Source organism: Micrococcus sp. PSi08, assembly GCF_054960655.1.
In genome coordinates, this window is sequence record NZ_JBHNYP010000017.1 from 23,688 (window position 1) to 44,572 (window position 20,885).

General features: G+C 74.6%; 20 protein-coding genes and 3 tRNA genes. 10 read left to right on the forward strand and 13 right to left on the reverse strand.

The annotated features are described in order from the left end of the window. Positions 1–64: 64 nt before the first annotated feature. Complete coding sequence (locus ACFI33_RS07360) at positions 65–871, reverse strand: hypothetical protein (protein WP_233263201.1); 807 nt, start codon at positions 869–871, stop codon at positions 65–67. 101 nt (positions 872–972) lie between these two features. On the opposite strand from ACFI33_RS07360, the gene mshD reads away from it, so the two are divergent. The 7 genes from mshD (at position 973) to asd (ending at position 6,457) form a co-directional block, all read left to right on the forward strand. Next, the gene (gene mshD, locus ACFI33_RS07365; RefSeq protein ID WP_036381502.1) at positions 973–1,926 is read left to right on the forward strand and encodes a mycothiol synthase; all 954 of its coding nucleotides are present in this window, start codon (positions 973–975) and stop codon (positions 1,924–1,926) included. Between the two features lie 138 nt (positions 1,927–2,064). Next, complete coding sequence (locus ACFI33_RS07370; RefSeq protein WP_036381499.1) at positions 2,065–3,075, forward strand: NUDIX hydrolase; 1,011 nt, start codon at positions 2,065–2,067, stop codon at positions 3,073–3,075. A gap of 75 nt (positions 3,076–3,150) precedes the next feature. Next, the gene (locus ACFI33_RS07375) at positions 3,151–3,507 is read left to right on the forward strand and encodes a GNAT family N-acetyltransferase (protein ID WP_002854752.1); all 357 of its coding nucleotides are present in this window, start codon (positions 3,151–3,153) and stop codon (positions 3,505–3,507) included. Between the two features lie 121 nt (positions 3,508–3,628). Next, positions 3,629–4,459: a thymidylate synthase gene (locus ACFI33_RS07380; protein ID WP_002854751.1), complete on the forward strand. Its 831-nt coding sequence runs from the start codon at positions 3,629–3,631 to the stop codon at positions 4,457–4,459. 22 nt (positions 4,460–4,481) lie between these two features. Then, positions 4,482–5,042 (forward strand): dihydrofolate reductase, encoded by a 561-nt coding sequence (locus tag ACFI33_RS07385; protein ID WP_036337888.1) that lies wholly within the window; start codon positions 4,482–4,484, stop codon positions 5,040–5,042. 1 nt (position 5,043) lies between these two features. After that, entirely contained in the window at positions 5,044–5,274 is a 231-nt protein-coding gene (locus ACFI33_RS07390; RefSeq protein ID WP_036337885.1) for an NF038396 family protein, read from the forward strand. A gap of 10 nt (positions 5,275–5,284) precedes the next feature. Beyond that, positions 5,285–6,457, forward strand: a complete 1,173-nt coding sequence (gene asd / locus ACFI33_RS07395; protein ID WP_052001111.1) for an aspartate-semialdehyde dehydrogenase — start codon at positions 5,285–5,287, stop codon at positions 6,455–6,457. Between the two features lie 177 nt (positions 6,458–6,634). Here asd and ACFI33_RS07400 read toward each other — a convergent pair whose 3' ends face one another. The 7 genes from ACFI33_RS07400 to ACFI33_RS07430 form a co-directional block, all read right to left on the reverse strand. After that, positions 6,635–7,834, reverse strand: coding sequence for a UDP-N-acetylmuramate dehydrogenase (locus ACFI33_RS07400; RefSeq protein ID WP_036381496.1), 1,200 nt, complete (start codon positions 7,832–7,834; stop codon positions 6,635–6,637). Then, positions 7,831–8,322 carry a MaoC/PaaZ C-terminal domain-containing protein gene (locus ACFI33_RS07405; RefSeq protein ID WP_036381494.1) on the reverse strand — a complete coding sequence of 164 codons (492 nt, stop codon included), beginning with the start codon at positions 8,320–8,322 and terminating at the stop codon, positions 7,831–7,833. Before ACFI33_RS07405 ends, ACFI33_RS07400 begins: the two co-directional genes overlap by 4 nt. Beyond that, positions 8,322–8,771 (reverse strand): FAS1-like dehydratase domain-containing protein, encoded by a 450-nt coding sequence (locus ACFI33_RS07410; protein WP_036381490.1) that lies wholly within the window; start codon positions 8,769–8,771, stop codon positions 8,322–8,324. The genes ACFI33_RS07405 and ACFI33_RS07410 overlap by 1 nt, the downstream gene beginning before the upstream one ends. A 40-nt stretch (positions 8,772–8,811) precedes the next feature. Beyond that, positions 8,812–9,105, reverse strand: coding sequence for a hypothetical protein (locus tag ACFI33_RS07415; protein ID WP_036381486.1), 294 nt, complete (start codon positions 9,103–9,105; stop codon positions 8,812–8,814). A gap of 89 nt (positions 9,106–9,194) precedes the next feature. Next, positions 9,195–9,268, reverse strand: a tRNA-Met gene (locus tag ACFI33_RS07420). 59 nt (positions 9,269–9,327) lie between these two features. Continuing rightward, positions 9,328–9,399 (reverse strand) — tRNA-Thr (locus ACFI33_RS07425). A gap of 85 nt (positions 9,400–9,484) precedes the next feature. Then, complete coding sequence (locus ACFI33_RS07430) at positions 9,485–11,632, reverse strand: DEAD/DEAH box helicase (RefSeq protein ID WP_095346308.1); 2,148 nt, start codon at positions 11,630–11,632, stop codon at positions 9,485–9,487. Positions 11,633–11,940: 308 nt separating this feature from the next. Here ACFI33_RS07430 and ACFI33_RS07435 point away from each other — a divergent pair, with 308 nt between their 5' ends. Further along, entirely contained in the window at positions 11,941–12,570 is a 630-nt protein-coding gene (locus ACFI33_RS07435) for a hypothetical protein (protein WP_036337595.1), read from the forward strand. A 40-nt stretch (positions 12,571–12,610) separates the two neighbouring features. Here ACFI33_RS07435 and ACFI33_RS07440 read toward each other — a convergent pair whose 3' ends face one another. From ACFI33_RS07440 to ACFI33_RS07450, 3 genes are all read right to left on the reverse strand, one after another. After that, complete coding sequence (locus ACFI33_RS07440) at positions 12,611–13,819, reverse strand: amidohydrolase (RefSeq protein ID WP_095346306.1); 1,209 nt, start codon at positions 13,817–13,819, stop codon at positions 12,611–12,613. A gap of 63 nt (positions 13,820–13,882) precedes the next feature. Then, the gene (locus ACFI33_RS07445; protein WP_036383880.1) at positions 13,883–15,142 is read right to left on the reverse strand and encodes a cystathionine gamma-synthase; all 1,260 of its coding nucleotides are present in this window, start codon (positions 15,140–15,142) and stop codon (positions 13,883–13,885) included. 61 nt (positions 15,143–15,203) lie between these two features. Beyond that, positions 15,204–16,769, reverse strand: coding sequence for a pyridoxal-phosphate dependent enzyme (locus ACFI33_RS07450; RefSeq protein ID WP_095346304.1), 1,566 nt, complete (start codon positions 16,767–16,769; stop codon positions 15,204–15,206). 162 nt (positions 16,770–16,931) lie between these two features. Here ACFI33_RS07450 and ACFI33_RS07455 point away from each other — a divergent pair, with 162 nt between their 5' ends. Both ACFI33_RS07455 and ACFI33_RS07460 read left to right on the forward strand, forming a co-directional pair. Further along, positions 16,932–17,960 carry a DNA-3-methyladenine glycosylase family protein gene (locus ACFI33_RS07455; RefSeq protein ID WP_462623910.1) on the forward strand — a complete coding sequence of 343 codons (1,029 nt, stop codon included), beginning with the start codon at positions 16,932–16,934 and terminating at the stop codon, positions 17,958–17,960. A 205-nt stretch (positions 17,961–18,165) separates the two neighbouring features. Next, positions 18,166–18,630, forward strand: a complete 465-nt coding sequence (locus ACFI33_RS07460) for a hypothetical protein (RefSeq protein WP_036383888.1) — start codon at positions 18,166–18,168, stop codon at positions 18,628–18,630. 15 nt (positions 18,631–18,645) lie between these two features. Here ACFI33_RS07460 and ACFI33_RS07465 read toward each other — a convergent pair whose 3' ends face one another. Both ACFI33_RS07465 and ACFI33_RS07470 read right to left on the reverse strand, forming a co-directional pair. Next, positions 18,646–20,430 carry an AMP-binding protein gene (locus tag ACFI33_RS07465; RefSeq protein WP_036383891.1) on the reverse strand — a complete coding sequence of 595 codons (1,785 nt, stop codon included), beginning with the start codon at positions 20,428–20,430 and terminating at the stop codon, positions 18,646–18,648. Between the two features lie 220 nt (positions 20,431–20,650). Beyond that, positions 20,651–20,732: transfer RNA gene (locus tag ACFI33_RS07470), tRNA-Tyr, on the reverse strand. Positions 20,733–20,885 lie beyond the last annotated feature (153 nt).

The following is a 20,885-nucleotide window of genomic DNA, read 5'->3' on the forward strand; positions in this document are numbered from 1 at the left end:
GAAGAAGATCTCGAGCGCAAGAAGGGTATCCATGCGGGACATCCTACCGAGCGGGTCGGACCTGTCAGGCCAGGAAGCCCACCATGACGTGCGCCACGACGCCGGCCGCTCCCACGGGCGCCAACGCGAGGGCGTAGCCCGCCCGGCGCGGGCGCAGGGTGGTGCCCACCGGCCGGTCCTCGGGCCGCGGCCGCGACGACGGCGCCGTGGCGGCGGTCAGGGACACCAGCACGGCCACCGCGAGCGCCGCGGCCATGACGGCCGGCCGGTCCCGGGCGCCCACGCCGGCCAGCGCGGAGACGGGCCACGCGAGCACCGTGCTGAGGGGGATGACCACGAGCGCCAGGACTCCCGGCCGGCCCTGCATCCACGGGGTGAGGCCGACGAGGGAGACCGCGGCCACCGTGACTGCCAGGGTGATGACCAGCCCGGCGACCGCGGGGGTGTCGCTCCAGCGTGAGACGGCCACCCAGCACGCTGTCACGACGGCCACGAACGCCCCGCCCATCGTGGCGACGGTGGACTCGAGGCGCAGCGGCCGGCCGGTCCCGCGCACCAGCTGGACGACGAACGAGGCCATGGTGCTCCAGGCGACGACGACGGCGAGCGGCTCGAAGAGCGTCCAGGCCCCGCTGTGGCCGTCCTCGAGCGGCGGCCACAGCAGCATGAGCAGCACCGCGATGCCCCCGGCGACGGCCAGGGTGACGCTGAGCGAGAGGCGCGCGGGCGCCCCCATCTGCCGCGGCCAGCCCCAGGCGATGACCAGGATCACGACGGCGGCGGCGAGGGCGGCGGGGACCGGGCCCAGCAACGCGGCACCGCCCAGGACGAGGGCGGCGACGGCCGCACTCAGGGCCATGGACAAGCGCATCACCTGCCCCATCCTGCCAGGTGCGCACCGGCTCGGCCCTGGGCGGGCGACGGCGGGGCGCACCTCGCGGGCCACCGTCCTCCTTCCGTAGGGTGGCCGGCATGGCCGAACACCCCACCCCCACGACCTCCGACGCCGACGAAACGCCGCGCGTCGTCACCCCGCGCCCGGAGGAGGCGAGCGCCGTCCTGGACCTGGCCGACCGCGCCGGGGCGGCGGACGGTCATCCCCCGCTGTCGGACCAGACGCGCGTGCTGCTCGCCCGCGGCGGGCAGCTCTGGTGGGGGGCCACCCGGGGCCCGGACGGCGCGATCGACGGGGCGGCCGTGCTCGTGCCCGAGGGCGCGGCGGCGGTGCTCGAGCTCGTCGTCGACCCGACCGCACGCCGCACCGGCCGGGGGACGGTCCTGGCCGACGCCGCGGCCGCCGCGGTCCGGGACCTGGCGCGGGAGGAGACCACGAGCGTCTGGGCCCACGGCATGCTCCCGGGGGCGGTCCGGCTCGCCCGGCGGCACGGCCTCGAGCCCGTCCGCGAGCTGCGCCGGATGCGCCTGTCGCACGCGGCGCTCGCGGCCCTGCCGGAGGTGCGGCTAGCCGACGGGGTGGCCCTGCGCGGCTTCGTCCCCGGCCAGGACGAGCAGGCCTGGCTGGACGTGAACGCCGCCGCCTTCGCGGACCACCCCGAACAGGGCAGCCTGACCCGCGCCGACCTCGACGACCGCATGGCGGAGGACTGGTTCGACGCCGACGGCCTCCTGCTCGCCGCCCGCGAGGCGGACGGGCGGCTGCTCGGCTTCCACTGGACGAAGGTGGAGCCGGATGCCGGAGCCGACGGCCCGCGCGTCGGGGAGGTGTACGCCGTGGGCGTCTCCCCCGACGCCCAGGGCCTCGGCCTCGGTCGGGCCCTGACGCTGGCGGGGCTGCACCGGATGGCGGAGCAGGGAGTCGACGTCGTGGACCTGTACGTGGACGCGGACAACACGGCCGCCGTCGCGCTCTACGCGTCCCTCGGCTTCGAGCTGTTCGCCGCCGACGCCCAGTACCGCCGCCCCTGAGACCCTCGGGCGGGGACCGGCCGGGCACATCCCGGCGGCCTCGTATCCTGGTGAGGCCGGCCCCCGTGGGGTCGGCCACGCCCCGTGCCCTGCCCCAGCAGTCGTCGCGGCCGCCGCACCCCGAGAGGAACCCGCCCCATGCCTTCGTCCCACGCCGACCGCGTCGCCCGCTGGTCCACGGAGGACCGCGCCTCGGAAGGCCCCCGCGCCGAGGTGCTGGCCGCCGGCATGCTGCCGTGGCGCCGCGTGCCCGGCGGCCTCGAGGTGATGGTGATCCACCGGCCCCGCTACGACGACTGGTCGTGGCCCAAGGGCAAGCTCGATCCGGGTGAGACGCTGCCGGAGTGCGCGGTGCGCGAGCTGCGCGAGGAGGTCGGCCTGGAGCTGCGGCCGGGCATCCCGCTGTGCGTGACCGCGTACGAGGTGCCCGGCAAGCGGGGCGTACGTCAGAGCAAGGAGGTCTGGTACTGGGCCGCCGAGGTCGACGGCCAGCGCGCCCTCCCCGACGGCGACGAGGTGGACGAGGTCCGCTGGGTCGGGCCGGACGAGGCCCGGCGGCTGCTGACGAACGACTCGGATCGCGAACCGCTCGACCTGCTGCTGCGTGCCGCCTCTCGGGGGCGCCTGCGGACCGTGCCGCTGCTGGTGCTGCGCCACGCCAAGGCCAAGCCCCGCTCCTCGTGGTCCCGCGCCGAGCAGGAGCGTCCGCTGGCGGCGACGGGCCGGCGGCAGGCGCTCGCCGTCGAGGGCCTCGTGGGGGCCTGGCAGCCGGAGCGGCTGGTCTCCTCCCCGTGGCGCCGCTGCGTGGAGACGCTGGCCCCGCTCGTGAAGTCCAGCCGGCTGCCGCTGAAGACCAAGGGCGCCTTCACGGAGACCACGGCCCGGGAGAAGCCCAAGAAGACCCGCAAGGTGATGGCCGAGCTCATGGGCCGCTCCCAGCCCCTGGTCGTGTGCACGCACCGGCCGGTGCTGCCGACGCTGTTCGAGGTGATCGAGGACGCGGCCGCCGGCCAGGCGGACCGCGTGCTGCGGGCCCTGCCGACCGAGGATCCGTGGCTGCGGCCCGGCGCCGTGCTCGTGGCGCACCGCGCCCTCGACCTCGACGGCGACGTGGTGGCCGTCGAGGTCTACGACCCCTGGGACGACTGAGCCGCCCGCACAGGCCTCGGCCCGCACGACCGGGCCACCGTTGAGCAGGTCCGCCCCCGGCCCTAGGCTCGGGTCATGGAGAACACCGCCGCCCAGAGCCAGCCTGAGAAGATCGTCCACGAGCGCCTCACGGTGACCCGGGACCCGGACCGACAGCGCTTCGAGCTGCGCCAGGACGGGACGTTCATCGGGTTCCTCGGCTACGACCAGGAGACCGTGCGCGGCGAGGACGGCGAGGACACCGTGGTCCTGCGCCTGCAGCACACCATCATCGACGAGCAGTTCGGCCGCCGCGGCTTTGCCCGCGCCCTCGTGACCATGGTCCTGGACCGGCTGCGCGCGGAGGGTGACCGGATCGTGCCCGAGTGCTCCTACGTGGAGGACTACCTGCGCCGCTACCCCGAGTACCAGGACATGGTGTTCCACGGCTGACCGGGGCAGGGGGCCTGCCCTGCCGGCACCCGCCTCCCTGCCGTCCGGGCCGCGGGCTGGGACGCGGCCCGCCTGCGCCGGGCCGTCGACGACGCTCAGCGCGTCCGCTCGGATCGCTAGAGTGGGCCGGGTGAGCATCCCCACCCCCTACGAGGACCTCCTCGCCGACGTGATGGCCCACGGGGCCGTCAAGACGGACCGGACCGGCACGGGCACGCGCAGCGTGTTCGGCCGCCAGCTGCGCTTCGACCTGGCCGAGTCCTTCCCGCTGATCACCACCAAGCGCGTGCACTTCAAGTCGGTCGCGCTCGAGCTGCTGTGGTTCCTGCGCGGGGACTCGAACGTGCGGTGGCTCCAGGAGCGCGGCGTGCGGATCTGGAACGAGTGGGCGGACGAGGACGGCGAGCTCGGCCCCGTCTACGGCGTGCAGTGGCGCTCGTGGCCCACCCCGGACGGGGGCCACATCGACCAGATCGCCAAGGTCGTGGAGCAGATCCGGACGAACCCCGACTCGCGCCGGCACATCGTCACCGCGTGGAACCCCGCCGAGGTGGACGAGATGGCGCTGCCGCCGTGCCACGCGCTGTTCCAGTTCTACGTCTCCCCCGGTCAGGACGGCGCCCCCGGGCGGCTCTCATGCCAGCTCTACCAGCGCTCGGCGGACCTGTTCCTCGGCGTGCCGTTCAACATCGCCTCGTACGCGCTGCTCACGGTGATGGTCGCCCAGCAGACCGGGCTGACTCCCGGCGAGTTCGTGTGGACCGGCGGGGACGTGCACATCTACGCGAACCACGAGGAGCAGGTGCGCGAGCAGCTCTCCCGCGAGCCGTACCCGTACCCGCGGCTGCGGCTGCGGCGCACCCCCGCGTCGATCTTCGACTACGACTACGAGGACTTCGAGGTCCTCGACTACCGTCACCACCCCACCATCACGGCGCCGATCGCCGTCTGAGCCGAGGATGCGCAGCGACCCCATGAGCCGGGCCACCCGTCCCACCGAGCCCGTGATCGCCATGATCTGGGCCCAGACCCCCGAGCGCGTCATCGGCCGCGACGGCACCATGCCGTGGCACGTCCCCGAGGACCTCGCGCACTTCCGGGCCCACACGCACGGCCACCCCGTGATCATGGGCCGGCGCACGTGGGAGTCGTTCCCGGCGCGCTTCCGCCCGCTGCCCGGGCGCACGAACATCGTGGTCTCCCGCACCCTGACGGCCACCGAGGAGGCCGGCGCGGAGCTGCGGGCCGCGGGCGCCGTCGTCGTGCCGAACTTCGGGGCGGCCCTGGCCGCCGCGGCCGAGGCCGACGGCTGTGACACCGTGTGGGTGATCGGCGGTGCGACGCTCTACGAGCAGGCCCTCGACGTGGCCTCGCGCGCCGAGGTGACCGTGATCGACGCCGACGTCGACGGCGACACGCACGCCCCGCCGCTCGACGCCCGCTGGCGGCGCACCGCCGTCGACCCCGCCCCCGACGCGTGGCTGGACTCCGCCTCCGGCCCGCGCCACCGCTTCGAACGATGGGAACGCGACTGACATGGCCCCGACCGACTCCGACCAGCGTCTGCTCTCCCCGCAGGCGGTCTCGTTCCTCGCGCTCGTCGCCCTGCCCGTGCTGGCGTTCGTGTGCGCCGTGTTCGGGCTGATCCTCGTGCTGCAGGGCAAGACCATCGCCGGGCTGGTGTTCCTGCTCGTGCTGACCCAGGTGTTCGCCGTGGGCGGTCTCATCGCGTGGAACAGGCGGAAGCGTGCGCAGCAGGGCCGCTAGCCTGGAGGGCATGACTTCCGCTGCCCCCGCATCTGTGAACGCCCCCGACGCGGCCGCCGTGCCCACCGTGGGACTGGTCGGCTGGCGCGGCATGGTGGGGTCCGTCCTCCTGCAGCGCATGGCCGAGGAGGGCGACTTCGCCCGCGTCCACCCCGTCTTCTTCTCCACGTCCAACGCCGGCGGTCCCGCGCCCGTGCTCGAGGGCATGGCCGGCGACCCGGGCGTGCTCCAGGACGCGTACGACGTGGACGCGCTCAAGGCCCTGCCCGTGATCCTCACCGCGCAGGGCGGGGACTACACGCAGGCCGTGTACCCGAAGCTGCGCGCCGCCGGCTGGGACGGCATCTGGATCGACGCCGCCTCCACCCTGCGCATGGCGGACACCTCCGTGATCGCGCTGGACCCCGTGAACCGCGGCGTGATCGACGCCGCCCTGGCGAACGGGACGAAGGACTTCATCGGCGGCAACTGCACCGTGTCCTGCATGCTCATGGGCCTGGGTGGCCTGTTCAAGGCGGGCCTGGTCGAGTGGGGCACCGCCATGACCTACCAGGCGGCCTCCGGCGGCGGCGCCCGGCACATGCGCGAGCTGCTCACCCAGTACGCCGAGCTGGGCGGCGCGGTGCGGGCCGAGCTGGCCGATCCGGCGTCGGCGATCCTCGAGATCGACCGCAAGGTGATCGAGCTGCAGCGCGGCGGCCTGGACTCGACGCAGTTCGGCGTGCCGCTGGGCGGCTCGCTGATCCCCTGGATCGACTCCGACCTGGGCGACGGCGTCTCCCGCGAGGAGCGCAAGGCCTACGACGAGACCAACAAGGTGCTCGGGCTGACCGGGGCGGACCGGATCCCGTTCGACTCGCTGTGCGTGCGGATCGGCGCCATGCGCTCGCACTCGCAGGCCCTCACCCTCAAGCTCACCCGGGACGTGCCGCTGGACGAGGTCGAGCAGATCATCGCCGCGGACAACGAGTGGGTGCAGGTGGTGCCGAACACCAAGGAGGTCACGGTCACCGACCTGACCCCGATCGCCGCGACCGGCACCCTGCAGATCCCCGTCGGCCGGCTGCGCAAGCTCAACATGGGTCCCGAGTACCTCTCGGCGTTCACCGTCGGCGACCAGCTGCTGTGGGGTGCGGCCGAGCCCGTGCGCCGCATGCTGATGATCGCCACCGGGAACCTCTGAGCCGCGACGCCGGCGCCGAGGCGCGCACCCGGCCCCGCTCCGGCCCCCGTTTTCGTTCGGGAAACGGCGGGTGCTCGGGCGTTGTCGTTCGGGAAACGGCGCCCGCGCCGCCTCGGGGCGCCGTTTCCCGAACGAAAGCACTCCTGGGGGCGCCGTTTCTCGAACGAAAGTGAGGGGTCAGAGGCTGGTGCCGATGATCATCGGCTCGGGGTGCAGCTCGACGCCGAAGCGTTCACGCACGCCGTCGCGCACGGTGCGCGCGATCGTCAGGACGTCCTCGGTACTCGCGTCGCCGCGGTTGGTCATGGCGAGGGTGTGCTTCGTGGACACCGACGCGCGGCCCCCGGCCAGGCCGGTGCCGTCCACTCCGCGGCCGTCCGGCCCGCCCTCGCGGGGTGCGACCTCGGGCAGCCCGAAGCCCTTCGCGAAGCCCGCGCGATCGATCAGCCAGGCCGCCGAGAGCTTCACGAGCGGCGTCCCGTCCTCGGCCTCCCCGGCGGCGAACGCCGGGGCGCCCTCGGGCAGGGAGGCCCGCACGGACGCGGGCACGATCGGGTTCGTGAAGTAGCTGCCCGTGGACCACGTGTCCGGGTCCGCCGGGTCGGACACCATCCCCTTGGCGGCGCGCAGGGCCAGCACCTCGCGGCGGACCACCGCGAGCGGGGCATGGGCGCCCTCCTCGACGTCGAGCGCGGCCGCCAGCTGCCCGTAGCGGACCGGCGCCGTCGGCTCGGCGTCGGAGGAGGCGCGGCGCAGCCGCAGGTCGACCGAGAGCACGATCCACCGGGGACTCGGCGCGCCGGTCTCCAGCATGGAGCGCTTGATCACGGAGTCGCGGTAGCCGAAGCGCAGGTCCGCGGGCGTCAGCTCGACGACGTCCCCCGCCTCCCGATCCCACGCGCGCAGGGCGACGAGCACCTGCGAGACGTCCGCGCCGTAGGCGCCGACGTTCTGCACGGGCGTCGCGCCGGCCGAGCCCGGGATGCCCGAGAGCGCCTCGATCCCGCCGAGCCCGTGCGCCACGGTCCATGCGACGGCGTCGTCCCACGGGTGGCCCGCCGCGATCCGCACGACGACGGCCTCCCCCTCGTGGTCCGCGGACCGGGCCCCGTCGCCGGCGGGCGGCGCCTCACCCTCGCCGGGCGCCGGCCCGTCCAGCACGTGGATGCCCTCGAAGGCCAGCCGCACGACGGTGCCGGGGAAGCCGGCGTCCGCCATGAGGGTGTTGGAACCGCCGCCGAGGACGAACAGGGGCTCGCCTGCCGCGTCGGCGGCGCGCACGGCCTCGATCGCCTCGGCCTCGGTGCGCGCGGTGACCCACGCGCGCGCGGGCCCGCCGACGCGGGTGGTGGTGTGGTCCGCCAGCCGCTCGCTCACGCGCTCTCCCCCGCGGCTCCGCCGAGGCGGACCACAGCCTGCGCCTTGGTCAGCACGCGCGGCTTCACCGCGTCCGGGTTGGTGACGTTCAGGTCGATCCGCACCGTCCCGGCAGCCTCATCCACGGCGCCGACCGTGCCGACGACCTCGAGCGTGGCGCCGGGGACGGGCGCGCCGTCGTCGTCCGTGCGCCCCGTGGTGTCCGCGACCGGCACCATGCCGGTGAAGCGGGTCTGGTAGTCGACGACGGCGCCCGGGTCGCCCGCCCAGTCCGAGACGAGCTGCACGGCCGCGCCCATGGTGAGCATCCCGTGGGCGATGACGCCGGGCAGGCCGACGTGCTCGGCGAACGTCGGGGACCAGTGGATCGGGTTGCGGTCGCCGGAGGCACCCGCGTAGGCGACGAGGTCGGCGCGGGTGAACGTGACGGTGCGCGTGCCGACCACCTCGCCCCGGGCGAGGTCGGACAGGCGGGGGGCGGTGCTCATCAGGACTCCTCTCCCCGGACCAGCAGGGTGGACGTGACGGTGGAGACGGCAGCGCCGTCCAGATCCGCGATCTCGGTGACGGTGGTGACCATGCGGTTGCCGCCGAGGGACTTCACGGCCTCGACCCGCACGGTCGCCACGACCTCGTCCCCGGCCACCAGCGGGCGGTGGTGGACGAAGCGCTCGTCCGCGTGGACCACCCGCGAGAAGTCGATCCCCAGCTCGGGATCGGCGACGACGGCGGCCTCGGCGCGCTGGGCGATGACGACGGCGAAGGTCGGGGGGGCGACCAGGTCGGCGTGTCCCAGGGCCCGGGCGGCCGCGACGTCGTGGTGCGCGGGATGGTGGGCCTGCACGGCCTCGGCGAAGCCGCGGACCGCCTCACGACCGACCTGGAAGGGGGGCGCGGGCGGATAGCTCCGCCCGGCGACGTCGGGGTTCACGCTCAACTCGGGCCTCCTGCGGGACGGTTCTCGACTGCCGTCCAGCCTAACGGCCGGGGCGCCGCTCCCCCTGCCGGCGGGCGGCCTGGCGGAAGCGCACGAGCTGGGCGGACAGGTGCACGGCGACGCCCGCGCCGAGCACGCCCAGGGCGGTCCCGGAGACGGCGAGGCGTCCGGTGGTCCCGCCGACGACCGCCAGCACGATGCCCACGAGGAACAGCGCGGAGCCGGTCAGCACGAGGGTCCGGTACAGCCGGGAGCCGTGCTCCCACGGGGAGACGAAGCCGCGGGGCGCGGTGGTGCCGCGGGCGGGCTGGGGGGCGGGGCGACGCGTGGACATGCCCGCCAGGCTACCGGGGCGACGGACGGGCCCCGGAACGCGAAAGGACCCGGCCCCTCCGAGGAGGTGACCGGGTCCGTCCGATTCCGTAGCGGCGGGGGGACTCGATCCCCCGACCTCACGATTATGAGTCGTGCGCTCTAACCAGCTGAGCTACGCCGCCACGACACAAGAACGCCCGCACTCACGGTTTCACGCCGCGAGGGCGGGCTCTCATGTCAGAGCCCCGACCGGGAATCGATCCCGGGACCTCCATCTTACCAAGATGGCGCTCTACCACTGAGCTATCGGGGCAACGAGGTGAGACTCTACCAGGGCCCCGGGGCCGATGCAAAATCGGCCCCGGCTACGGCCTCCGGGGGTCCGCACCCCGGCCGGATCAGCGGCGGGCGCCCCGATCCGAGCGCTCCTGGGCGCCCCAACGGGGCTTGCGGCCGCCGGGGCGTCCCCCGCGGTCGTCCCGGTCCTTGCGGAAGCCACCGCGATCCTCACGGAAGCCGCGGTCGTCCCGGTCCTTGCGGAAGCCGCCGCGCTGGCCGCCGTCGCGGTCCCCGCGGAAGCCTCCGCGCTCGCCGCGGTCCTTGCGGAAGCCGCCGCGGCGCTCACCGCGGTCCTCGCCGTCGCGCTCGGCGCGGGTCGGGCGGCCGGTGTCCTTGCGCAGGCCGAGGCGACGGCCGTTGATCTCGGCGTTGGCCGCGGCCTCGAGCTGGGCCGAGGTCAGGTCTGCCGGCAGCTCGACGAGCGAGTGGTTGCCACGCAGGTCGATCGCGCCGATGGCCGAGGCGGGCAGGCCCACCTCGTTCGCCAGCGCACCCACGATGTTGCCCGGCCGCACGCGGTCCTGGTGGCCCACGGCGATCCAGTACGTCGCGTTGCCGGCCGCAGGTTCCCGGGCCGGGCCACGCGAGCCGCGGCCGTCACTCGTGCCGCGCTCACGGCCGCCGTCGCGCCCACCCTCGCGGCCTCCGTCGCGGTCCTTGCGGCCGCGGGCGCCGCCGAACGGGATCTCCTGCTCGCGGGCCAGCAGCGGGCGGCCGCCCTGGGTCATCATGCCCAGCGCGGCGGCCACACGCGCCGGCTCGACCTCGTGCTCGTCGACGTACGCGGCGACGATCTCACCGAACACCGCCAGCTCCTCCTCCGAGGCGCGCTCGAGGGTGCGGGTGATGCCGTCGGCGAAGCGGCGCTTGCGGGCCGCGTTGACGTCGGCGACGGAGGGCACGGCCATCTCCTCGACCTGCTGGCGGGTGGTCCGCTCGATCTGCTTGAGCAGGAAGCGCTCGCGCGGGGTCATGAAGAGCACGGCGTCGCCCTGGCGGCCGGCGCGGCCGGTGCGGCCGATGCGGTGCACGTAGGACTCGGCGTCCTGCGGGATGTCGTAGTTGACCACGTGCGAGATGCGCTCGACGTCCAGGCCGCGGGCGGCGACGTCGGTGGCCACGAGGATGTCCACGCGGCCGGCCTTCAGGTCCTCGACGGTCTTCTCGCGCTGCTTCTGGGCGATGTCGCCGGAGATGGCCACGGCCTTGAACCCGGCGCGCGTGAGCTTCTGGGCGAGCTCCTCGGTGCCGGCACGGGTGCGCACGAAGGCGATGACGCCGTCGTGCTCCTCGGTCTCGAGGATCCGGCTCAGGGCCTCGAACTTCCACTGGTGACCCACCTGCAGGTAGCGCTGGCGGATCGTGGCGGACGTCGTCGACTGACGGGCGACGGCCACCTCCTCCGGGGCGTTCAGGTACTGGGCGGAGATGCGGCGGATGGCCGGGGGCATGGTGGCGGAGAACAGCGCGGTCTGCTTCGTGTCCGGGGTGGAGGCGAGGATGCGGTCCACCTCCTCCGCGAAGCCCATGCGCAGCATCTCGTCCGCCTCGTCCAGCACGAGGGTCTGCAGGTCGGACAGGTCCAGCGAGCCGCGCTCGAGGTGGTCGATCACGCGGCCCGGCGTGCCGACGACGACCTGCGCGCCCCGGCGCAGTCCGGCCAGCTGCGGTCCGTAGGGGGAGCCGCCGTACACGGCGAGCACGGAGACGTCGTCGAGGTGCTTGGCGTAGCCGTCGAAGGCGTCGGCCACCTGGAGGGCGAGCTCGCGGGTCGGGGCGAGGACGAGCACCTGCGGGGTGTCCGCGCGCCCGTTCACGTCCGTGGTCTCGGCGAGTCGGGACAGCGCCGGCAGCGCGAACGCGCCGGTCTTGCCGGTGCCGGTCTGGGCCAGGCCCACGACGTCGCGGCCGTCCAGCAGCAGCGGGATGGTCGCCTCCTGGATCGGCGAGGGGTGGGTGTAGCCCAGGTCCTCGACGGCGGCCAGCACGCGGGCGTCCAGGCCGAGGTCCAGGAAGGTGGGGCCGGCGGGCTCGGCGGGGGTTTCGGGGGCGGCGGGCTCGGCGGCGTCGACCTGCGGGACGGTCCCGGTGGCCTCCTGCTCCGCCTCGGCGAGCTCGGGGGCGACGGTCTCCGCCTCGGGGGCGGTCTCCACGGGCGCGGCGGTCTCCGCCTCGGCGGTGGTCTGGGGATCGAGGATGTCGGACATGGGTCCTCCTGGGGGGATGCGCGGGCGCACGCCGGAGGACGTCGGTCGCGGGTCGACGTCGTGGGGCGCAGGGGCCAGCTGGGTCAGATGATTCCGTCCACCCGGCAGCCCCCGAGGGCCACGACGTTCGTGGCCCGCACACACATCTGCACAGACATCTGCAGTCCGGCGTGGCACACGCGTCCACGCTCACTCATCACAGGGGAAAGACCGGATCCGGTCTGATCAGTCTACGCCACCGGACTGCGTGGTGGGCTGTGCCCTCGGACACCCCGGCCGCGCACCGGCCGGGGAGATAGGCTCGGCACGTGCCCCAGAACAGCGAAGACCACCCCCTCGCCCGCGGGCTCGGCCGGGCCGCCGGCCGTGCCGCCCAGTCCTTCCGGGAGAGTCAGCGGGCCGACGACGCACGGCTGCGCGCCGAGCGCGCCCGCCTCGCCGCCGAGGACGAGGAGCGCCTGGGACGGCGTCGCGCGGACCGCGAGCGCGACCTGGCCGCGCGGGACGCGGCCGAGTCCGATGCCGGCCTCGTCCACCCGCTCCTGAAGGTCGCGCGCCTCTACTGGCTCGCGGTCACCGTGGTGCTGATCGGCATCGCGGGCGCGTTCCTCTGGAACGGGGCCCGCGCACAGGACAGCGGCGAGCCCGTCATCGATCCGCTCACCGGCATGGAGTCGGTGGGCGTGCTGGGCGGCGCGACGGGGCAGTTCACGATGGGCACCGCCGTCGCCCTGCTGGCCGCGGCGTCCCTGTGGGGCTGGATCGGTCTGCTGCGCCGCCGTCGTTCGGCGATCGGGACCCTGACGTTCATCGCCGTCCTGCTGGCCGCCCCCGCGTTCCTGCGGGCCAACGGCCTGCTGATCATCCTCGCCGTCGTGATGCTCCTGGGCGCCGCGCTCGTCTGGCTGCCGCCCGTGCACTCGCGCCTGCGGCGCTGAGCCCGCGCGTCCCGCCCCCGCCGGCGGGCGGCGGCGCCGCTCAGTCCTCCACGGGACGGGCGGAGGCGACGACGGGCCGGGCCGTGGCGAGGTCGTACTCCATGACCTGACGGCCGCCGATCCACACGCGCAGGGCCCGCTGCATGACATCGAGCGGGTCGCCGGACCAGAGCACCAGGTCGGCGTCCTTGCCCACCTCGAGGGAGCCGATGCGGTCGTCCAGCCCCAGCACGCGCGCGGGATGCAGGGTGATGGCGCGCAGGGCGGTCTCCCGGTCCAGGCCCTCCTTCACCGACAGCGCGGCCTGGTAGACGAGGAAGTCGATGGGCACCACCGGGTGGTCGGTGATGATGCTGATCTCGACGCCGGCCCGCGCCAGACGCCCCGGGTTGCGCATCGAGCGGCCCCGCAGCTCCGGCTTGGACTTGGTGGTGAACAGCGGGCCGATCAGCACCGGCACGCCGCGGGCCGCGAGCTGGCCGGCCAGCGGGTGCGCCTCGGTGCCGTGGTCCAGGACGAGGTCGTAGCCGAACTCGTCGGCCAGGCGCAGGGCGGTGGCGACGTCGTCCGTGCGGTGGCAGTGCTGGCGCCAGGGGATCGTGCGCTCCAGGACGAGGGCGAGGGCGTCGAGGTGGGGATCGCGAGTGAAGGGCTTGTCCTCGCGCTCGGCCTCCGCGCGGCGGGCCATGTAGCCCTGCGCCCGCAGGAACGCCTCGCGGATCACGAGGGCGGTGCCCAGCCGCGTGGACGGGGTGCGGCCCTTCTCCTTGTAGACGTTCTTGGGGTTCTCGCCGAGGGCGGACTTCACGCCCGAGGGGCTGCGCAGCACCATCTCGTCCACGGTGCGTCCGTGGGTGTGCAACGCGACCGCCTGGCCGCCGATCGGGTTGCCCGAGCCGGGGTTCACGTTCACGGTGGTCACCCCGCCGGCCAGGGCGTCCTTCCAGCCCGGCTCGTTCGGGTCGACGGCGTCGATCGCCCGCACCCCGGCCATCACGGGGTCCGTCATCTCGTTGACGTCCGCGGTCGCACCGACCTCGCCCTCGGCGTGCATGCCCAGGTGGACGTGCGCGTCCACGAAGCCGGGCAGCACCCAGCGTCCCTCGCAGTCCACCACCTCGGCGCCGTCGGGCGCCTCGACGTCGGGGCCGATCGCGGTGATCCGGCCGTCCTCGACGAGCAGGGTGCCGTCGAACGGCTCGGCGGCGACGGGGACGACATGGGCGTTGACGAAGGCGGTGAGGGTCATGACCGTCACACTACGCCGCCGGGTGCTCCCCACCCGTGCGCTTTGGGGGCGGACATCGGCCGGTCAGAGGCTGCCCAGAGCCCGTTCCAGGTCCGCCACGAGGTCCTCGGCGTCCTCGATGCCCACCGACAGGCGCAGCAGGTCGTCCGGGACGGCCAGCTCCGTGCCGGCCACGGACGCGTGGGTCATCTCCGCCGGGTAGTTCATCAGCGACTCGATGCCGCCCAGGGACTCGGCGAGCTGGAACAGGCGGGTCGACTCGGCCACGCGGCGGGCCGCCGCGGCACCGCCGGCCAGGCGCAACGAGACCATGCCGCCGAAACCGCGCATCTGGCGCCGCGCGAGCTCATGGCCGGGGTGGCCCGGCAGCCCCGGGTACAGCACCTGGGAGACCTCGGCGCGGCCGGTGAGCCACTCGGCGACGGCCTGGGCGTTGGCCTGGTGGCGGTCCATGCGCACCCCGAGCGTCTTGAGGCCGCGCGTGGTCAGGTACGCGTCCAGGGGCCCGTTCACGGCCCCCGCCGCGAACTGCTGGAACTTCACCTGCTCGGCGAGTGCGGCATCCGGGATCACGAGCGCCCCGCCGATCACGTCCGAATGGCCGCCGATGTACTTCGTGGTGGAGTGCACCACCACGTCCGCGCCGAGGGCGATCGGGGACTGCAGGTACGGCGTCGCGAAGGTGTTGTCCACCACGAGCAGGGCGCCGTGCGCGTGGGCCGCCTCGGCGACCGCGGCGACGTCGGAGATCTTCATCATCGGGTTGGACGGGGTCTCCAGCCACACCATGACCGGCCCCGTGGCGGCGGCGCGCTCGACGGCGGCGGCGACCTGCTCGGCGTCCCCCATGTCCACGACGACGTGCTCCACGCCCCAGGGGGCGAGCACGCGGGAGATGAGGCGGTAGGAGCCGCCGTACACGTCGTTGCCCAGCACGATCGTCATGCCCGGCCGGCCCGCGCCCATGATCAGCGCGGTCTCCGCGGCCAGGCCGGAGGCGAACGTGAGGCCGGTGGCCCGGGGCGCGCCGGACTCGTCGACGCCGGCCTCGAGCGCGGCCAGCTGCTCCTGCAGCGCGTCCCGGGTGGGGTTGGTGCCGCGGCCGTAGTCGTAGCCGCGCCGCAGCTCGCCGACGGCCGTGGGCGCGTACGTGCTCGAGAGGTGGATCGGCGGGACGACGGCGCCGAACACCTCATCCAGGTGCTGGCCCGCGTGCACGGCGCGCGTGCCGAAGCCTCCCCCCCGGGGGTGGGCGGCGGCGTCTTCGGCGCCGGTGTCGGGGGTGGTGGCGTGCGGGTCCTCGTGGACGTTCTGCTCGGTCATCTCAGGAGCCTCCTCGGAGAGATCGGGTCGGGTGGGGCGGGCACGGCCGGCGCGGCCGGCCTCAGGCGGTGACGTGGGCGAGGACGTCGTGCAGGGTGACGACGCCCTGGACGCGGCCGGCCTCGAGCACCAGCAGCACGGGGTCCTGGGCGAGGCGGCGGGCGACGGCGCGCAGCGGGGTGCGCGCCCCCAGGCAGGGCAGCACGGGGCCCATGACGTCGGCCACGGGGGTCTGCGCGGTGGCCCGCCCCTCAGCGAGGGCGTCCGCGAGCGCGGCGGTGGAGACGGTGCCGCGGACCTCGCCGATCCGCAGGTCGTGCCGGGGCTCGAGGATCACGGGCAGGGCGTCGACGCCGTACCGGTTCATGGTCGCGACGGCGTCCGCCACCGAGGTGGTCGGGGCCGCGGTGACGAGGGTGGGCACGGATCCCGGGAACAGGTCGGCCTTCTCGGTCAGCAGCTCCCCCGCCGTCGCGGACCAGCGGTCGGTCTCGGCGGGGGCGCCCGCGCGGGTCGCCGGCTCGGCGTCGGCGTGCTCGAGCACCTCGACGGGCGTTCCGGCCCCGCCGGCGGCCCCCGTGGCGCCGTCGTCGTCCGTCTGCGGGACCGCCGAGCGGGTGCGCCCGCGCGCCCACGCCGGCAGCACGGTCTCGCGGACGTCGTAGTCGAAGCCGCGCTCGTCCATCCACGGGTCGTTGAAGATCTTGGCGAGGTAGCCGCGGCCCGAGTCGGGCAGCACGATCACCATGACGTCCTCCGGGCCGAGCTCGCGGGCGGCGCGCAGGCCGGCCACGACGGCCAGACCGGAGGAGCCGCCCACGAGCAGGCCCTCCTCGGCGGCGAGGCGGCGGGTCATGGCCAGGGCCTCGGCGTCCTCGACGGCGATGACCTCGTCCGGGACCGCGGGGTCGTAGTTGTCCACCCACATGTCCTCGCCGACACCCTCGACGAAGTAGGGCCGGCCGGTGCCGCCGGAGTACACCGAGCCGCTGGGGTCCGCGCCGATCACGCGGACGGGACCGGACGGGCGGTCCGCCGAGACCTCCTTGAGGTAGCGGCCGGTGCCCGTGATGGTGCCGCCCGTGCCGGCGCCCATCACGACGTGGGTGACGCGGCCGGCCGTGTCCTCCCAGATCTCGGGGCCGGTGGTCTCGTAGTGGGAGGCCGGGGCGGCGGGGTTGAAGAACTGGTTGGGCTGATAGGCCCCGGGGATCTCCCGCACGAGGCGGTCGGCGACCCCGTAGTAGGACTCCTCGGACGTCGGGTCCACGGCGGTGGGCGTGACGACGAGCTCGGCGCCGTACGCGCTGAGCACGTCCCGCTTCTCCTGACCCACCTTGTCCGGGGTGACGAACACGGTGCGGTAGCCCTTGAGCTGCGAGACCAGGGCCAGCCCTACGCCCGTGTTGCCCGAGGTGGGCTCCACGACGGTGCCGCCCGGGCCGAGCAGGCCCTCGCGCTCGGCCTCCTCGATCATCTTCAGCGCGATGCGGTCCTTCACGGAGCCACCGGGGTTCAGGTATTCGACCTTCACCAGCACGGTGGCCTCGATGCCCTCCGTCACGGAGTGCAGCTTCACGAGCGGGGTGTGCCCGATCAGCTCGAGGACGTTCTCGGCGTACTGCATGGGCTGCGCAGGGGTGGGCGCGGGGGTCTGTTCAGTCACGCACCCCACGCTACGCCAGGGGCCGGACGCCGAAGGAGGGCCCCGGACACGCGGGGCAACGCCCGGCGTGCGCGCCGTCACGGCCGACGTCGTCCTGTCCGGGCCCGGGTGTACGGTGCGGGCATGATCGCCCCGGACGCCGAGCGCCGCGTACGCGTGCCCGTCCCCGTGGACGTCGCGCTCACCCTGCGTCCCCTGCAGCGCGGCGCGGCCGACCCCACGGTCCGCGCCACACCGCAGGGCGTCTGGCTCACCCTGCGCTCCCCCGCCCCGGACGCGGCGTCGGGCGGGCCGGGCCGGCCGACGTCCTTGCTGGTCTCCGGCGCCCGGGAGGCCGCAGGGGGCGGCACCGCGGTGACGGCCCGCGCGTGGGGCGCGGGCGCGCGCACCGCCGTCGCCGACGTGGAGCGTCTGCTCGGCCTGCACGACGACGGCTGGGCCGCCTTCGACGCCCTGCTGCGGCCGGACTCCGGCGCGCCCGCGCTGCCGCGGCACGTGCGCGAGGCGCGGTGGACGCGGGCCGGGCTGCGGCTGCCGGCGGCGGGCGCGCTGTCCCGGCAGCTGCTCACCGCCGTGCTCGAGCAGAAGGTCACCCACGACCAGGCGCGGCACGGCTGGCGCACCCTCGTGCGGCTGGCCGCCCGGATCGACGACGACGGGCCCGCCCCCGGCCCGGTGCCGCCGGGGATGCTGCCGCCGCCGACCCCGGCCGCCGTCCTGCGGATCCCCTCGTGGGACTGGCATGCGCGGGCCTGGGTGCAGCCCTCCCAGTCACGGACCATGCTGGAGGTCGCCCGGCGGGCCGCGAGCATCGACCGGCTCGGCGACGCGGTCGCCCCCGGGGACACGGCCGGGGTGGCCGCGCTGGCCCGGCGCCTGGAATCGGTGCCCGGGATCGGGCCGTGGACCACGGCCGAGGCGCTGCAGCGCAGCCACGGGGCGGCGGACCTCGTCTCCGTGGGCGACTACCACCTGGCGCAGTACGTGGGGCAGGTCCTCACGGGACGCCGGACCGACGACGCCGGGATGCTCCGCCTGCTCGCGCCGTGGGCCGGGCACCGGCAGCGGGTGGTGCGGATGATCGGGCTCTCCGGAGAGCGCAAGCAGGGGTTCGGACCCAAGCTCGCCCCGGCCGACCACCGCGCCCACTGACGCGACGCCGGATCGGCCGGGGCCGTGCCGGCGCGTCCGCGCGGCCCCTCCACTCCTGCACAGGCCACTGCTCCCGGCGCGTCCTCCCCAGCCCCGGCCGGGCCCGACCGGCCGACCGCCCCGGGTTCCTAGCGTGGGCGATGCCGCCCCGGCCGGTGCGGCGCCGCCGGGACCCTGATGAGTCCCCACCCGGGAGGAGACCGCCATGACCACCGCCTTCGAGCCCCGCCCGCACGCCGCCGCCGCCCCGCGCGAGCCCGACCCGCACGGCCCCGGCACGGCCGGCTCCCTGCGTCCGGGCGCGCGCGGCTCCGTGCTCATCGTGACCCGCCATCCCGACCCGGACGAGGCCATGCGGCACGCGATGGCCTGGATCACCGCCTTCGAGGAGGACTGCGGCCTCGTGCTGGACACGGACGAGACCGCGCTCTACGCCGTCGGACGGGCCGGTGACCTGGGCGAGGCCCTGCGCCGCGGCCCCCTGGTCCACGAGGACGGCAGCCCCGCCGACACCTCCGCGTTCGTGGACGCGGTGCTCACGGACGGCACGTGGCGCCTGCGCGACGCCGACCCGCGGGCGTGGTCGACCACGTACCGTGCCGCCATCCTGGGCGCCGCCCCCGAGGCGGTCTGCACCATCTGGGACGTGTTCCCGCTGCCCGCCGCCTGAGGGTGACGGCCGCCGTCAGCCCACGCTCTGGGCCTGGGCCTGGGCCTGGGCCTGGGCCTGGGCCTGGGCCTGGGCCTGGACGACCTTCGCGCCCTCCTCGCGCAGCTCGACCTTGCGGACCTTGCCGGAGACGGTCATGGGGAAGGCGTCGAGCACGCGGACGTGGGCCGGGATCTTGAAGTGCGCGATCCGGCCCGCGGCGAACTCGCGGACGGCGTCCACCGTGAGCGGCTCGACGCCGTCCTTCATGATCACGCAGGCCATGAGCTGCTCGCCGTACTTCTCATCCGGCACGCCCACCACCTGGACGTCCTGGATGTCCGGGTGGGTGTAGAGGAACTCCTCCACCTCGCGCGGGGAGATGTTCTCGCCGCCGCGGATCACGAGGTCCTTGATGCGGCCCTCGATGCGCACGGAGCCGTCCTCGTCCATGGAGGCGAGGTCGCCGGAGTGCATCCAGCCGTCGGCGTCCAGCACCTCGGCGGTCTTCTCGGGGGCGTCCCAGTAGCCGAGCATCACGGAGTAGCCGCGAGTGCACAGCTCGCCCGTGGCCCCGCGCGGGACGACGTCACCGGTGGCGGGGTCCACGATCTTCGTCTCCACGTGGGGCATGGTCCGGCCGACGGTCTGGGTGCGCACCTCCAGGGAGTCGTCGCGGCGGGTCATGGTGGACACGGGCGCGGTCTCCGTCATGCCGTAGCAGATGGCGACCTCGGACATGTGGAACCGGTCGATGACCTTCTTCATCACCTCGACGGGGCACGTGGAGCCGGCCATCACGCCGGTGCGCAGCGTGGACAGGTCCAACGCGTCCGCCTCAGGCCGGGCGAGCATGGCGATGAACATCGCCGGCACGCCGTACAGGCTCGTCGCACCGGTGGCGGCCACAGCCCGCAGCGCCGAGACCGGCTCGAAGCTGCGCGCCGGGATGACGGCGAGCGAGCCGTGGGAGACGGTGGCGATCACGCCGATCACCATGCCGAAGCAGTGGAAGAACGGCACTGGGATCACCACGGTGTCCTCCTCCGTGTAGCCCAGAAGCTCGCCGATGTGGAAGCCGTTGTTCAGCACGTTGCGATGCGTCAGCGTGACGCCCTTGGGGAAGCCGGTGGTGCCCGAGGTGTACTGCAGGTTCACGGGGTCCGCCGGCCCGGTGGCGGCCTCGCGCACGGCCAGGTCCTCGTCCGAGACCCGCGCGGCCTCGGCCAGGAAGTCGGCCCACGTGCCCTCGGCCACGGGATCGGCGGCGTGTCGGCCGGCCACGTCGCCGGCCTGCACGTGCGCGTAGGCGTCCTCGCCGCTCCCGGCCGGCAGCATGATCAGCTGCCGCAGGTGCGGCGCCGACTCACGGGCCACGGCGCGTGCGGTGGCGGGCGGGTCCATGCGTGCGTCCGCGCAGGCCACCACCAGCCCGCGCATGTCGCACTGCTCGACCACGTAGGTCAGCTCGTGGGCGCGGTACGCCGGGTTGAGGTTCACGAGGATGACGCCGGCACGCGCCGCGCCGTAGAGCAGCGAGACCCACTCGGCGACGTTGGGGCTCCACATGCCGATCCGGTCCCCCGCCTCGTAGCCCGCGGCCATGAGCGCCTTGGCCACCGTCACGGACTCCTCACGCAGCTGCCCGTAGGTCCAGGTGCGGCCGGTGGCCGGGTCCCCGTCCGGTCCACACTCCAGGAGCGCGGCGCGGTCGGCGAACCGGCGGGCGGTGTCGTCGAGGTTCTGGGCCAGGGTCTGCTCGAGCAGCTCGACGTCGGTCGGTCCCTGGGTGAAGGACTCGGGGGCGGTGGACTCGGTCATCGGGCGCTCCTCGCGGATGGTCGGGCGACGCCGCACGGCGTCACGATGCAGGGCCGTGCCGCCACCGGACCGCACAGGGCATCGGGTGTGACACGGACCACAGGCAGGCTACGTCGCCTGGCGGGAGGCCGCCACCTCCCGGGGCGGGGACACGGGGGGTGCCACGGCCCCGGACGGCAGAAGACCCCGGGACCGTGTGGTCCCGGGGTCTTCGTTCCGGTGGCAGATACTGGATTCGAACCAGTGAAGGCAATGCCAGCTGATTTACAGTCAGCCCCCTTTGGCCGCTCGGGAAATCTGCCGTGCCACCCGGCGGCTGCCGGGCGTCTCGAGGACGACCGCACCGGCCGGGCGAGAGTCGACTGTACAGCATCCCCGCGCCACGCCGCCAATCGGCCCGGGACCGCGTCCGCCGTCCCCGGTAGGCTGGCCCGCAGAGCGCCCGGCGCGGCCCC